The following is a 13,664-nucleotide window of genomic DNA, read 5'->3' as shown; positions in this document are numbered from 1 at the left end:
GGAGGAGCTCCGCCCCTCCGGGCCTCCCCTCAGATACCAATGGGCGACCCGGTGGGTCGCCCCTACTTATCCGAAACGAATGACGCGGCCCGCATGTTTCTTTTTATGGCGGATCTCACGTCGAGTTCCTCAGGCCGGGGCGTCACGAGCACACAACAAAACCCCGGATCCTTGAGGATCCGGGGTTCCATCAGCAAACCTTTCCCCCAGCGAAGATCGAAACGATCAAGCGGGGCGCATTTTCAGACCGGATGGCATCCCTCTACCGGTGCCCCTTCATCATGGGATCCAGCGCGTCCCGCAGGCCATCGCCGATGAGATACAGCGACAGCACGGTGAGCGTGATGAAGAGGCCCGGGAAGACCACCAGCCAGGGGCCCAAAGCGAAGTAGGACTGAGCTTTGGTCAACATATTCCCCCAGGTCGCAGTGGGCGGTTGAACGCCCAGCCCCAGGAAGCTCAGCGCCGACTCAACCAGGATCAGCGTCCCCACATCAATCGCCATCAGGATAATGATGATGGGGATCACATTGGGCAGGATATGGCGGAACATGATGCGCCGGCTGGGGGCGCCGATAGCGCGCGCGGCGAGGATGTAATCCCGCTGCTTGACGGAGAGGACCTCGCCACGCACCAGCCGGCTGGCCCCCATCCATCCCAGAAAGCCCAACACAAAGGTCAGCGTGGTCGCGTTGGGCTTAAAGGCGGCGGTCAAGATCAGCAGCAAGAAGATCGTAGGGATGGATTGCATCGTGTTGATGAACCACATGATCAGATCATCCACCCAGCGCCCGTAATATCCCGCGATGACCCCCAGGGAGACCCCGACGATCAGGGTGATGGAAGCCGCCACAAAGGCGATGGACAGGGAGATGCGCCCCCCGTACAGGAGCCGGGCGAGCTGGTCACGGCCCAACTGGTCGGTTCCAAGCCAGTGAGGAACGCCACCGGACCGCTCCAAGAGATCGGCGGCCACGCCCTCCTGGTCCATGCCCAGCAGCCACCGGAAGTAGGCAGTGATGTATGGAGGGCTGAAGGAATTCTGCGGGTTCACATCATTGGGATCGACATGCAGGATGTACTTGTTGATCCACGGAGCGGCCGCTGAAACCAACGCCAGGAAAAGCAACAGGCCGATAGCCGCCAGCGTCAGCCAATCATGACGCAGGCTGTAAAGGGCCATCGACCAGAAGCTGCGCGGCTTATGGGCGAATTCCTCCCAAGGGTGGAGCACGGTCGAAGCGTCCGTTTGTCCGGAGGTAGCTCCGGATGCAGCAGTGGTTCGAGATGTCATGGCGCCTGATCCTACTCCAGTCGTACCCGTGGATCCACCACGGCATATAAGACGTCAGATAACAGGTTTCCCATCACCACCAGAACCGACGCGATGATCAGATTCCCCATCACGACCGGATAATCGCGGGAGAACACCGCATCGATCGCCAGCCGCCCCATGCCAGGCCAGGAGAACACCCGCTCCGTGATCACAGCCCCGGCCAACAGCCCCCCCAACGCGGGGCCCAGGATGGTGACCAGGGGGATCAACGCGTTGCGAGCGGCATGGACGAACCAGACGGTATGCGCTCGCAAGCCCTTGGCGTAGGCTGTGCGGATGTAATCCTGGCGGATGACCTCCAGCGTCTCCGTGCGCATGTAACGGCTCAAGTTGGCCACCCATCCGGTGGCCAACACCAGGGCGGGGAGCAGAAGGTGTTTGATCCGATCCAGAAGGTCGAACTTATTGTCCAGCGTCAGCGTGTACATGCCGCCCGTCGGCAACCAGCGTAGCTTGACGGCGAAGATGAGGATGAGGATGAGACCAAGCCAGAAGGCGGGGATGGCGTTGCCGATGACGGCGAAGAAGCGGGTGAGGTTATCGAAGACGCCGCGCTGCCGCACAGCGGCATACACGCCGGTGGGGACTCCTAAGACGAGCCCCAGGAAGAGTGCCGTCCCCGTCAACAGCAACGTCGCCGGGACACGCTCCAGGATCATATCCAACACCGGGCGCTTCGTGATGTAGGATCGCCCCAGATCTCCGTGCAGGACCAGGCGTTCCAGCCAGCGCAGATACTGGATCAACAAGGGTTGATCCAGCCCCAGCTGCCGGCGCAATTCCTCACGGGTCTCCTCGGTGATCCGGGGATCGAACGTCATCATCAGGACCGGATCGCCCGGCGCCGCCTGAATGATGATGAAGGAGACGATGCTGATACCGAACAGGGTCGGGATCGCTTGCAACAGACGTCGAAGAATGTATCGAGTCATCGGATGACCTCATCAGGATAGGGATCGGCCTGTATCCGCCGAGCTTCCATCCTCTTTGAACCGCGATGTTGATGTAGAAAAGGTGGGGCTCGCTCGGTTGAGCGGGCCCCACCCTGACATGGCATCAGGAGGCCATTACTCCTTGACGTACCACTCGTGGATGTTCCAGTTGTACCCCCACGGCCCGGGCTTGAAGTTGCCGATGCGGTTGTTGTAAGCCAGCGTGCTCAGGCGCACCCGGATGAAGTTGTACGGCTGCTCATCGTAGATGATCTCCTGGATGCGCTTGTACATCGGCGCGCGGTCCTCCACGGAGCAACCGGGCACGGAGCGAGCCTTATCCAGCAGCTCGTCCACCTCCGGGTTGCTGAAGGAGACGAAGTTGAAGCCCGCGTTGGGCACATCGTTCTCCGTGTGCCAGAAGGAGCGATCATCCGGATCCGTGCCCAGGCCGGTCCAGCCGATGATGACCATGTCGAAGGTCTGCCCCAGCAGGACGCCCAGGAAGGAGTTCCACTCGATCGCCTCGAATTCGACGTCAATGCCCACCTTCTTGAGCTGATCCTGGACGAGCACACCCAGGTCCTCACGCTGCACATTGCCGGCGTTGGTGGCCAAGCGCAGCTTCAGCGGCATACCGTCCTTCTCGCGGATGCCCGTCTCCTCGTTCAGGACCCAGCCGGCCTGATCCAGCAACTCGGCCGCCTTGTCGGGATCATAGTCGCGCGGCACCAGCTCATCGTTGTAGGCCCACTTGATCGCCGGGAGCACGTTGGCATGCAACGGCAGACCCTGGCCCATGTAGACCTTGTTGATGACCGTGGGCCGGTCGATGGCGTAGACGATGGCCTGGCGGACGAGCTTGTCGCTCAGGATGGGATGCGGATCCTGCTCGATGACGTTGCCCTCCTCATCCCGACCCGGCTGCGGGTTGTCCGGATTGGCCATATTGAACCCGATGTAGTCATAGCCGTCGTCGAAGTACTTGAACAGCGTCAGGTTCGGCTCCATCTCCAGCATGGTGAGGAACTGCACGTCCACACCATCATAGATGTCCACCTCGCCCGTGCGCAGCGCGGCCACCGCCGACGTGCTGTCGGGGACGACGCGGTAGATCCACCCGTCCAGGTTGGGAGCGCCCTGCCAGTAGAGATCGTTGCGGACCAGGGTGATGTGGTCGTCCTTCACCCACTCCTTGAAGATGAAGGGGCCGCTGGACACGTCCGGGGCGGTATTGAACTCGGAGGTCATGATGTCGCTGAAGTCCTCGGCGAACTTATGCTTGGGCAGGATGCCCAGGCCGAGGTTCTGCAGAGCCGTGCAGTCGACCTCCTTGAACTTGACGATCGCTGTAAGAGGATCAGGAACCTCGATGGACTCGATCAGGGCCACGTTGTCCTTGCGCGGCGTCTCCACCAGGTCGCTGGCGACGGCGTCATAGGTGAACTTGAAGTCCTCCATGGTCAGGGGGGTGCCGTCCGACCACTTGAGCCCTTCGCGCAGCTTGAAGGTGTAGGTCAACCCATCGTCAGACACCGTCCAGGACTCGGCCAGCTGCGGGATGATCTCGCCGGTCTCGTAGTGCGTGGTGACCAATCCCTCGAAGAGCTTGCCGATGATGTCGAAGGAGGCCGAATCAGAGGCCAGGATCGGATTCAATACCTTGGCATCGGCGAAGCTTACCTCCGTGACGAAGCCACCCTTGGGGATGGGCGGGGGCGTCGGCGTCACCTCAACGGCGACCTCCTTGACCACCTCCTTCTCGACGACGACCGTCTCCTTCACGACGACGGTCTCCTTCACGACCTGGGGCGTAGGCTGTGGGCATGCCGTCAGAACCATGGCCGAGATCACCAACACGGCCATGACGGCCCACCAGCGGGTGTGACGCATCATGATTCCCTCCTTCGTGTCTGAATCAGCCAGAAGCCAACGGACAGCCGCCATCGCTTGTGACCGGCGACTGTGGGAGAACGGTGGAAGCGGGCCAAGCTTCCCTCAGGTATGAGGACATTCGGTGTCCTATGAGCCGGCACCTCCCTGTGACAGCCTATTTCCAATGGGGAGATCCTGATCCTTTGACTACTTCTTTCCGAAGCAGTCGGCTACCGCGTGTACTGGGTAGCCGATGGGGGATTATACTAGCGGTAATTTACCATACACGGGGATGGGACGTCAAGCAAGGGGCGAGCGGGGGTGTTCGGCCGTGTATCCCCACGAAGCATGAGAGCGCCCTCGATTGGCAGGCATCGCCGGAAGGCTGTATAATCCGCCTGGCCTTCCCGGGCCACGCGGGCATCCCGAAGCCATGGAGTGGGGGCCGATAAGCCGCCCCCAGCGAGGCCGCGCATCCCCGGGAGATGAGCCTTACGGTATTCCCATGGAAAAGGGCACGGATTGGGAATACCCACCGGTGGCGCCCTGCATATCGCTATGCTATACTGCGCCATCGCATTCCCAAGCGAGCGATTGCGAACGATGAACACGCTCCTTCTGAAACATGCCGATTTACTCGTGACCATGGACGAGGGGCGTCGGGAGATCCCCGATGGCGCCCTGTTCATCCGGGGCCCGGCGATCGAGTGGGTAGGCCCCACGAACGATCTGCCGGAGCCATATCGCACAGCCGACCGGGTGATCTCCGCCCAGGGCATGATCATCCTACCCGGGCTGGTGAACACACATCATCATCTCTACCAGACGCTGACGCGAGCCGTACCGGCGGCCCAGGACGCCGACCTCTTCCACTGGCTGAAGACGCTGTACCCGATCTGGGCCCGACTGACGCCCGAGGCCGTCTACACCAGCGCCCTGGTGGGATTGGCCGAGCTGGTCCTCTCCGGCTGCACAACCGCCAGCGATCATCTCTACCTGTATCCTAACGGTGCCCGCATCGACGACGAGATCCGGGCGGCGCAGGAGATCGGCATCCGATTCCACCCGACCCGGGGCGCCATGTCCCTGGGCGAGTCCAAGGGCGGGCTGCCGCCGGACTCCGTGGTCGAGGAAGAGGACGCGATCCTACGAGACTGCCGACGGGCCATCGAGACCTATCATCAACCCCAGCGGTTCGGCATGGTCCGAGTGGGCATCGCGCCCTGCTCACCCTTCTCCGTCACGCCGGACCTCATGCGAGAGGCGGCGGCGCTGGCGCGCCAGTACCACGTCCGCCTGCACACCCACCTGGCGGAGACGCTGGACGAGGAACGGTTCTGCATCGAGCGCTTTAGCGTGCGTCCCGTACAGTACATGGAACAACTGGGCTGGGTGGGAGACGACGTCTGGCACGCCCATGTGGTCCACGTCCACGCGGCCGAGATCGATCTGCTGGCCCGCACGGGCACGGGGGTGGCACATTGCCCATCGTCCAACATGCGGCTGGGCTCCGGCATTGCGCCGATCCGGGCCATGCGCAAGGCCGGGGTGCCCGTGGGGCTGGGCGTGGATGGCTCGGCCTCCAACGATAGCTCTCACATGCTGGCGGAGGCGCGACAGGCGCTGCTGTTGCAGCGAGTCGCCCAGGGCGCAACCGCTCTCAGCGCCCGCGATGCGCTGGAGCTGGCCACGCTGGGAGGCGCCCGAGTCCTGGGCCGAGACGACATCGGCGCGCTAGCCCCCGGGATGGCAGCCGACCTCATCGGGTTCCGGCTGGATCGGGTGGACTACGCGGGAGCCCTCCACGACCCCGTGGCCGCGCTCCTGTTCTGCACGCCGCGAAACGTGGACCTGAGCGTGATCAATGGCCATGTGGTCGTGGAAGAAGGGGAGCTGCGCACCATCGATCTGGAAGGGGCCATGCGGCGACACAACGAGATCAGCCGAGCGCTGGTGCAGGGAGATGGACAAGAATGAGCAGGCATGATCGCGTACGGGCGGCGGTCCTGGAGTTCGCCCGCCAGCACCACTTCGAGGAGGGGCATTCACTGCAGGACGCCCGGCTGGCGCGCAAGCTGTTCGAGGGTACCCGCCCGCTACACGGGCTGGACGACGCGTACGCGGATCTTTTGGAATACGCGGCGATCCTCCACGACATCGGCTACGAATACGGCTATCCGAAGCACCACAAGCACGCGCTGCGCATGATCCTGAAGGGGGACATCCCCGGGCTGAGCGAGCGAGAGAAGAAGATCGTCGCCCATGTCGCCCGCTACCATCGGGGAGCGCGGCCGGACCCGACGAAACACCGCCGGTTCTCCAAACTGCCGGAGGAGGATCAGGAGATCGTCCGCCGGCTGGGCGCGATCCTGCGCTTCGCGGACGGATTGGATCGCACACACACGTTCGCGGTGAAGGATCTGCATTGTCGGATCGAGGGGAATCGATTGATCGTCACGCTGGAGCCCGCCACGGGCAACGAGACGGAGCGGTGGGCCGGCCAGAAAAAGGCGCGCTTCTTTGAAGAGGTATTTGACATCGTCGTCGTCTTGCAGTGAACAACGCTGCGCTGCAGGACTTTCCCACGGCGGGGACGGCTATCGGACCGACAGAGCTTTCACGGACAGGAGCAGATGGGACACCAGGGGGCCTGTCCGGACACATGCACGGAGGAAAGGATGCCTCGCGTTCGACCTCTCATCCTGGCACTTGCACTGTTCTGGGGACTATGGAGCATGGCCGGGGCCGCCGGCCAGATCCAGGAGGATCCGCCGCCCGCGCAGGGGCCATCGGTAGGACAGGATGTGCTCCTGATCGTGCTCGGCAGGACCGTGAACACCCAGCAGCTAGCCGTCCCGGAAGCCGAGATCAGCCTCTTCATCAGCGGCGACCGTCAGTCCCTGCTCTCCCCCAGCGGGGACCCCGTACCGGCGATCATCTCGGAACCCGACGGGCTCTTCCGCCTGGTGGTCCGTCTGCCCGCGAGCATGGCCGAGGAGATCGCATCCGGCCAGCGGCCGGTGGCCATCGAGATCAACGCCCACTCCTTCCGTGAAACCCGGCTCGGCGTCCCCGCCCGGCTGCTCACGCGCAGCAACGATCACCTCTACGCGGACGTCGGCGAGGTGGTCCTGCCTCGCGTCTTCCCGCCGGCGTTCTTTGTAACGCTCCTGGTCTTCACCCTCACCTTCGTCGCCATCTCCTTCCGCCTGCTGCACGAGACGCTGGCGGCGATGGCCGGGGCCACCGCCCTACTGGCCGTGACCTATCTGATCGGGAAGTTCTTCCCGGCCTGGTACATCCTCAGCTTCGAGCGCGCCATGGAACACATCGACTTCGATGTGATCTTCCTGGTCCTGGGGCTCATGATCTTCGTGGCCATCACCGGGCGCACGGGCGTCTTCCAATGGATGGCCTACTCCGCCTATCGCATGAGCCGGGGGAACGCATGGGCGCTATCCGCCATCCTGATCCTCATCACGGCGTTCACCTCCGCCTTCCTCAACAACGTGACGATCATGCTCCTGGTCGCGCCCGTCACGGTGGAGATCGCCTTGATGATGGGGATCAACCCGCTGGCGCTCCTGATCCCGGAGACGCTGGCGTCGAACATCGGAGGGACGGCCACGCTGATCGGCGACCCGCCGAACACCCTGATCGGCTCCTATGCCCACCTGAGCTTCGCCTCCTTCCTGACCAATCTGGGGCCCATCGTCGTCCTGCTCACGCTGGTATTCGTCGGTATCGCCTGGTTCCTCTATCGAGAGGATTATCGACAGGGGCACACCGGCCGGTCGGGCACCCTGGAGACACACCTGGCGGAGGCGGCCCAAATCAGCGATCGGACGCTGTTGCGCAAGGCGGGGATCATGGCCGTCATCACCCTCGCCCTCTTCTTCCTGGGAGACCTGCTGAAGATGCCCCCGGCGGTGGCCGCGATGGTGGGCGCCGTTGGGCTGATGATGTGGGCTCGCCCCAGCGTCCATGACATGGTCCAGGAGGTGGACTGGACGACGTTGCTCTTCTTCATGTCGCTGTTCATCCTGGTGGGCGCCCTGGAGGACGTGGGTGCCATTCAGGTGATCGCGGAGGCGATCGGGAACATCGCCGGAGATAGCCTGTCCATGGCCATGCTCCTGATGCTGTGGGTGCCCGCCCTGGGATCCGCGGTGACGGAGAATATCCCCTTCACCGCCGCCATGCTGCCCGTGGCCGGATACCTGACGCAGACCGTGCCGGGGGCCTCGAACGGGGTGCTGTACTGGGCCCTGGCGCTGGGGGCGGACCTGGGCGGGAACGCCACAACGATCGGAGCGGCCGCCAACATCGTCACGGCCGGCATCGCCGAGCGGGCGGGCTACCCGCTGTCATTCAAGGGATTTGCGAAGGTCGGCGTCCCCACGACGCTGGTGATGCTGCTGCTCTCAACCCTCTATCTGTTGGTGCGATACTGATGAGGTCACCCACACGCGGGCGACATCGCGCGCCGGACATCGACACCGGATGGGATCGATTCACCGGACCGCCGGGGTTGCAACGAAAGGCAAACTGTGCTTGGATGGGGACCGCCCAATGCCGGCCTCTGCCGACGTGCTCCCCACAAACGGGAGGGACGCGCGCAGAGGCCAAACCCATGCGCACATGAGGAGAAAGCGGAGATGGTTGAACACGAAACCGGCCAGGAGGGCCATACCTCCTCGGCCCCTGAGGGCTTCCAGGACCGCAAGCGGCCCGTGATCGTCTGCGCGACACGCGGCGGCGAGGCGAGCTATCCGGCCCAGGATCGAGCCATCGAATTGGCGAAGGAGCGGAACGCTCGCCTGATCTTCCTCTACGTGGTGGACGTGGACTTCGTGGGCGACACGGCCGCCCCCATCGTGGTGGACGTGGGACGCGAGGTGAGGGGGATGGGGAACTTCCTCCTGCTGATGGCGCAGGAACGCGCCCAGGCTCAGGGGGTGGAGTCCGAAGTGGTCGTCCGGGAGGGGAAGGTCCGCGACGTGATCCCCCAGTTCGTTCGGGAGGTAGGAGCAGACCTTCTGATATTGGGGCGGCCCCAGGCCGGAGCCGCCAAGCAGGTGTTCGACCAGCAGGGGGTCACCCCCTTTGCTCAGGAGGTGGAGAAGTCCACCGGGGTGAAGGTTCTGATCGTATAAAGACAACCGTGGCCTCCGCCAAGCCATCCCCCAGCAACAGCGCAGGGCACACCGTGCCCATAACGCAATCCCCCCCAAGGGCTCTAGGGTGGGGACGATCGCCCCTACGCTCCTGAATGGCGGCAGAGGCTATCTACCCGGCTTGTGAGGTGTTCGAGGGAGGGGAAGATGTCATCCCATCTGCTGATCGTGATCCTGAGCCACCTGGAGCAGGTGCCGCAACTCATGCAGGCGTGGGAGAAAGCGGGTGTGCCCGGCGTGACCATCGTGGACAGCGTCGGCGGATTCCGGGCCCGCCGTTGGCTGGAGCGAAGCGGCCTGCCCTTGCCCGCGGCGCTGCGCGGCCTGTTTCAGGCGGAGGAAGTGCGCGGCCGCATCCTGCTGGCGGCCATCGACGATGAGACCATCCTGGAGCACGCGGTCGCGGAGGCGAAGCAGGTGACGGGCGGGTTCGATCAGCCCCACGGCGGCCTGCTGCTGGTGCTGCCGGTCTCCCTTTCCCTGGGGGTGCGCAAGCAGCCTCCTGCGCCGCCCTCCGAACAGCCCCCCATGTTGGCCCCTACAGGGCCGCGCACGATCACCCGTCGCACGCCCATCTCGGCCGTCCTGAAGCTGCCTCCCGTGATCGTGCACGAGGACGACACGCTGGAGGAGGCCGCGCGGGCGATGATCCAGCAACCCAGCGTCCACTGCGCCTGCGTGGTGAATGACGAAAACCGGCTGGTGGGCGTCCTCCCCCTCTCCACCATCGCGCAGGACGTGTTCCTGCACATCATACCGGAGGAGTTCCTCTCCCACGTCACCGACTGGGACAGCGTCGCCGATTTCGCCCAGCGGAGTCAGGTGCGCCAGGTCAAGGCCGCCATGCTACCCCCCGTCTGGGTCAAGCTGGATGACACCGTGGAGGATGCGTTCCGCAAGATGCACGAGCTGGGCGTCCAGGGCCTCCAGGGATTGCCCGTCGTCGACGATGATTACCACGTCGTGGGCTATATCAACCTGCTGGGGCTCCTGGACGTATGGCTCTCGGCCTCGGAGGGCCAGCCGGAGGGTGAGCCCAAAGAGAGCGCAGGACAGGAGCAGCAGGAGTAGCATCCATGAACCAGACGCTGATCGCCGGAGTGATCTTCTTCTTCACCTACGCGTTGATCGTCAGCGAGCGCGTGCCGCGCACGTTGGCCGCCCTGCTGGGCGGCCTGGCCATGATCTGGCTGGGGGTCGTGGAGCAACACGAGGCCTTCCAGGCCATCGATTTCAATGTGATCTTCCTCCTGACCGGCATGATGATCATCGCCAACGTGCTGCGCGAGACCGGCGTGTTCCAATGGATCGCCGTGCACGCGGTGATCATCGGACAGGGCAGCCCCTTCCGCATCCTGGTGATCCTGTCCTTCATCACCGCCGTGAGCTCCGCCATCCTGGACAACGTCACCGTGGTCATCCTCGTGGGCCCCATCACGCTCTTCATCGCCTCCAACCTCGGCGTCAGTCCGCTGCCCTATCTCATCGCGGAGATCCTGGCCTCCAACATCGGCGGGGCGGCCACGCTCATCGGCGACCCCCCGAATATCCTGATCGGCAGCGCGGCGGGGATCGACTTCGCCACCTTCCTGTGGCACATGGGGCCGATCTCGATCCTGACCTTCATCGCCTTCCTCGGCCTGGCGTGGGTCCTGTTCCACCGCCAGCTGAGACCGGAAGCCGGGCGCGTCACCGGCTTGAAGGAGGTGGATACCAGCACCCTGATCACCCAGCCCCAGCTCCTGCGACGCTCCCTGATCGTCCTGACGGGCACGATCATCGGGTTCCTGGTACACGGGGTATTGCACCTGGAGCCCGCCACGATCGCCCTGACCGGCGCCACCATCCTGCTCATCTGGACGCGGCAGGACCTCCATCACACCATGGCCGAGGTGGAGTGGCCGACGTTGTTCTTCTTCGTCGGCCTGTTCATCGCCGTCGAAGGGGTGGTGGCGGTTGGGCTCATCGACGCGATCGCCGAGGCCGCGCTGCGGATCATCGGCAACGACCTCCGCCTGGCGGCCATCTCGATTCTGTGGCTATCGGCCTTCGCGTCCGCCATCATCGACAACATCCCGTACACGGCCACGATGATCCCCTTTATCGAGAGCATGGGGCGAGCCATGCCCATCGGGCCGTTGTGGTGGGCGCTGGCGATGGGGGCGGATCTGGGCGGCAATGCCACGCTGGTGGGCGCTTCCGCCAACGTCGTGATCGCCAGCCTGGCCGAGCGCAGCGGCCATCCCATCAGCTTCCGTGATTTCCTGCGCTACGGGATCCCCACCACGGTGATGGCCATGCTCATCTCCACCCTGTATCTCTGGGTCCGCTACCTGTGATCGCCCGCGATATCGAGACCATCCGCAAAATGTGCTATAATCTCCCCACCGGACATCGGCGATCCGCCCCATCGCCCGTCCTGTTCAGAGAGACATCACCTGAGAGAACGCCAAGGCATCCTGAACAGGAGATGGCATGACGCTTGATATTCACATCGGCGACATCGTTCGCATGCGCAAGCCGCACCCATGCGGCAGCTATGAGTGGGAAGTGGTACGCCTGGGCGCCGACATCGGCATCCGATGTTGCCAATGCGGGCGTCGTGTCCTCCTGCCCCGCAGCCGATTCCAACGCCGCATGAAGACGTTGGTAAGGCGCGGCGGTGCGACGTCGGAGGGGTCCGCTGATCCGGCCGCCTCCGCCGACCGGTCGTGATCCGAGGCCGTGACGATGGCGGCCCAATCCCAAAGCGGCTTCGGCCCGGTCCTCGCCAACCGCCCCTTCCGTGCCCTGTGGACCGCTCAGGCGCTGGCGCAGACAGCCCAGAACGGGATCAATTTCATGCAGATGGTGCTGATCGAGCACATGACGGGCTCCAGCACCCATCTGGGCCTGATGATCCTCGCGTTCACCCTGCCCGGGATCCTGGTGAGTCCCATCGCCGGCGTGGTGGTGGACCACATCCCCAAGAAGTGGGTGCTCATCGCCTCCAACGCGCTCCGCGTGATCCTGACCCTGGGATACTTCCTCGTGCTGGGACGCTGGGAGGGATGGTCGCTGCTCCTGGCGGTCTATGCCATCGCCTTCGTCGCCTCCACCGTGGGGCAATTCTTCAGCCCGGCCGAGGCGGCGACGATCCCCCTGCTGGTCGGCAGGCACAACCTGGTCGCGGCGAACGCCCTGTTCAACCTGACCCTGGCCGGCTCCCAGGTCGTCGGGCTGATCATCCTGGGGCCGCTGATCGTGAAGGCGGTGGGCATACGGGGAGGCTTCATCGTCATCGCGGTGATGTACGTGCTGGCGACGCTCTCCGTCGCCCAGATCCCCAGGGACCGTGTGCGCTCCCATTCCGCCGAGGAAGAGGGGGTAGGGGCCGGATGGGAGCGGCTGCGCGCCAACCTGAAAGAGGGATGGGCGTTCGTCCTGCGCGAGCGGACCGTGGCGGTCGCCATGTCGCATCTGACGGTCATCGCCACCCTGATCATGATCCTGGCGATGCTGACGCCCGGCTTTGCGGCTCGCGTGCTGGGCATGGCGCCGGAGGACGCCGTGCTGGTCTTCGCCCCGGCCGGGGTAGGCATGCTGCTAGCCACCGGCGCCCTGGGGCGATGGGGGTATCGGCTGCGAAAGGATGTGCTGGGGCATCTGGCGCTGCTGGCCGCCGGGCTCTCCTTCGCCGGCCTGGGCATCCTGAGCCGCTCATTCCTGATCCACCGGGCGCAAATGGGCACCACCGCCGGCCTGGGGTTGCTCTCCGCCGTCATCGGGCTGAGCTTCCTGCTGGGGATGAGCATGTCCGCGGCCAATATCCTGGCCCAGACGATCGTGCAGGAGGAGACGCCCGCCCCACTGCGCGGGCGGGTGTTCGCCGTGCAGTACATGCTGAACAACCTAGTCGGCATCCCTCCCATGCTGACCATCGCCGGGTTAGCGGACTGGCTGGGGATCCCGCCCGTCCTCATCGGCGTGGCCTGCGCCGTCCTCCTGGCGACCGGGATCAGCGCCTACGTCCGGTACGGGCGCCCCAACGCGGAGTGGTTGCGCCCGCCCATCCGCCTCGGCTCCGAGCCGGAGCCCACCTCCCAATCCCGACAGGATCACGCCCCCTGATTCGATAGCCCCCGAGCGCCACAAGGTGGTTGCAGCGGTCTTAGAGCGTGCCTGAAAATCTACCGGCAAGATGTCTGAGGGATCTCCCTCAACGACCAGCTCCACAGGGGGAGGTGTGGAGGGGAGGTCCTCTCCACGGAAATCTCACTTTTCCGGCCTGCACCTGCCTTCCTCGGCCCCTTCCAAAGGACCCAGGCCGAGAAAGGCAGGTCGAAGGCGGGGAAAGGGCTTTTT

At 64.3% G+C, this 13,664-nt stretch carries 11 protein-coding genes; 8 read left to right on the top strand and 3 right to left on the bottom strand.

Features of this window, described 5'->3' with window-relative positions; genetic code table 11:
* Positions 1-262: 262 nt before the first annotated feature.
* The 3 genes from GXP39_04090 to GXP39_04080 form a co-directional block, all read right to left on the bottom strand.
* Entirely contained in the window at positions 263-1,234 is a 972-nt protein-coding gene (locus GXP39_04090; GenBank protein NOZ27221.1) for an ABC transporter permease, read from the bottom strand.
* A 71-nt stretch (positions 1,235-1,305) separates the two neighbouring features.
* Positions 1,306-2,268, bottom strand: coding sequence for an ABC transporter permease (locus GXP39_04085; protein NOZ27220.1), 963 nt, complete (start codon positions 2,266-2,268; stop codon positions 1,306-1,308).
* 135 nt (positions 2,269-2,403) lie between these two features.
* Positions 2,404-4,164, bottom strand: coding sequence for a hypothetical protein (locus tag GXP39_04080; protein ID NOZ27219.1), 1,761 nt, complete (start codon positions 4,162-4,164; stop codon positions 2,404-2,406).
* Between the two features lie 582 nt (positions 4,165-4,746).
* On the opposite strand from GXP39_04080, the gene GXP39_04075 reads away from it, so the two are divergent.
* From GXP39_04075 to GXP39_04040, 8 genes are all read left to right on the top strand, one after another.
* Positions 4,747-6,120, top strand: coding sequence for an 8-oxoguanine deaminase (locus GXP39_04075; GenBank protein ID NOZ27218.1), 1,374 nt, complete (start codon positions 4,747-4,749; stop codon positions 6,118-6,120).
* Complete coding sequence (locus GXP39_04070; protein NOZ27217.1) at positions 6,117-6,701, top strand: HD domain-containing protein; 585 nt, start codon at positions 6,117-6,119, stop codon at positions 6,699-6,701. Before GXP39_04075 ends, GXP39_04070 begins: the two co-directional genes overlap by 4 nt.
* Positions 6,702-6,821: 120 nt before the next feature.
* On the top strand, positions 6,822-8,597 hold the full coding sequence (locus GXP39_04065; protein NOZ27216.1) for an ArsB/NhaD family transporter: 1,776 nt from the start codon (positions 6,822-6,824) through the stop codon (positions 8,595-8,597).
* Positions 8,598-8,801: 204 nt separating this feature from the next.
* Positions 8,802-9,299: a universal stress protein gene (locus GXP39_04060; GenBank protein NOZ27215.1), complete on the top strand. Its 498-nt coding sequence runs from the start codon at positions 8,802-8,804 to the stop codon at positions 9,297-9,299.
* 168 nt (positions 9,300-9,467) lie between these two features.
* On the top strand, positions 9,468-10,391 hold the full coding sequence (locus GXP39_04055) for a CBS domain-containing protein (GenBank protein NOZ27214.1): 924 nt from the start codon (positions 9,468-9,470) through the stop codon (positions 10,389-10,391).
* 5 nt (positions 10,392-10,396) lie between these two features.
* Positions 10,397-11,659, top strand: coding sequence for an ArsB/NhaD family transporter (locus tag GXP39_04050; protein NOZ27213.1), 1,263 nt, complete (start codon positions 10,397-10,399; stop codon positions 11,657-11,659).
* A 136-nt stretch (positions 11,660-11,795) separates the two neighbouring features.
* On the top strand, positions 11,796-12,035 hold the full coding sequence (locus GXP39_04045; protein ID NOZ27212.1) for a DUF951 domain-containing protein: 240 nt from the start codon (positions 11,796-11,798) through the stop codon (positions 12,033-12,035).
* A gap of 15 nt (positions 12,036-12,050) precedes the next feature.
* Positions 12,051-13,430 carry an MFS transporter gene (locus GXP39_04040; protein ID NOZ27211.1) on the top strand — a complete coding sequence of 460 codons (1,380 nt, stop codon included), beginning with the start codon at positions 12,051-12,053 and terminating at the stop codon, positions 13,428-13,430.
* The last annotated feature ends 234 nt before the right edge of the window (positions 13,431-13,664 follow it).

The sequence above is a fragment of the Chloroflexota bacterium genome, assembly GCA_013152435.1.
Lineage (GTDB): Bacteria > Chloroflexota > Anaerolineae > DUEN01 > DUEN01 > DUEN01.
The sequence above is the reverse complement of the archived record's forward strand: the minus strand, read 5'-3'. Positions and strand labels throughout refer to the sequence as shown.

What these genes read in the sequence shown, in the direction of transcription:
- GXP39_04055 (NOZ27214.1), top strand. Translation starts at nt 9,468, where the DNA reads ATGTCATCCCATCTGCTGATCGTGATCCTGAGCCACCTGGAGCAGGTG.
- GXP39_04080 (NOZ27219.1), bottom strand. Translation starts at nt 4,164, where the DNA reads ATGATGCGTCACACCCGCTGGTGGGCCGTCATGGCCGTGTTGGTGATC.
- GXP39_04060 (NOZ27215.1), top strand. Translation starts at nt 8,802, where the DNA reads ATGGTTGAACACGAAACCGGCCAGGAGGGCCATACCTCCTCGGCCCCT.
- GXP39_04050 (NOZ27213.1), top strand. Translation starts at nt 10,397, where the DNA reads ATGAACCAGACGCTGATCGCCGGAGTGATCTTCTTCTTCACCTACGCG.
- GXP39_04085 (NOZ27220.1), bottom strand. Translation starts at nt 2,268, where the DNA reads ATGACTCGATACATTCTTCGACGTCTGTTGCAAGCGATCCCGACCCTG.
- GXP39_04075 (NOZ27218.1), top strand. Translation starts at nt 4,747, where the DNA reads ATGAACACGCTCCTTCTGAAACATGCCGATTTACTCGTGACCATGGAC.
- GXP39_04070 (NOZ27217.1), top strand. Translation starts at nt 6,117, where the DNA reads ATGAGCAGGCATGATCGCGTACGGGCGGCGGTCCTGGAGTTCGCCCGC.
- GXP39_04045 (NOZ27212.1), top strand. Translation starts at nt 11,796, where the DNA reads ATGACGCTTGATATTCACATCGGCGACATCGTTCGCATGCGCAAGCCG.
- GXP39_04040 (NOZ27211.1), top strand. Translation starts at nt 12,051, where the DNA reads ATGGCGGCCCAATCCCAAAGCGGCTTCGGCCCGGTCCTCGCCAACCGC.
- GXP39_04065 (NOZ27216.1), top strand. Translation starts at nt 6,822, where the DNA reads ATGCCTCGCGTTCGACCTCTCATCCTGGCACTTGCACTGTTCTGGGGA.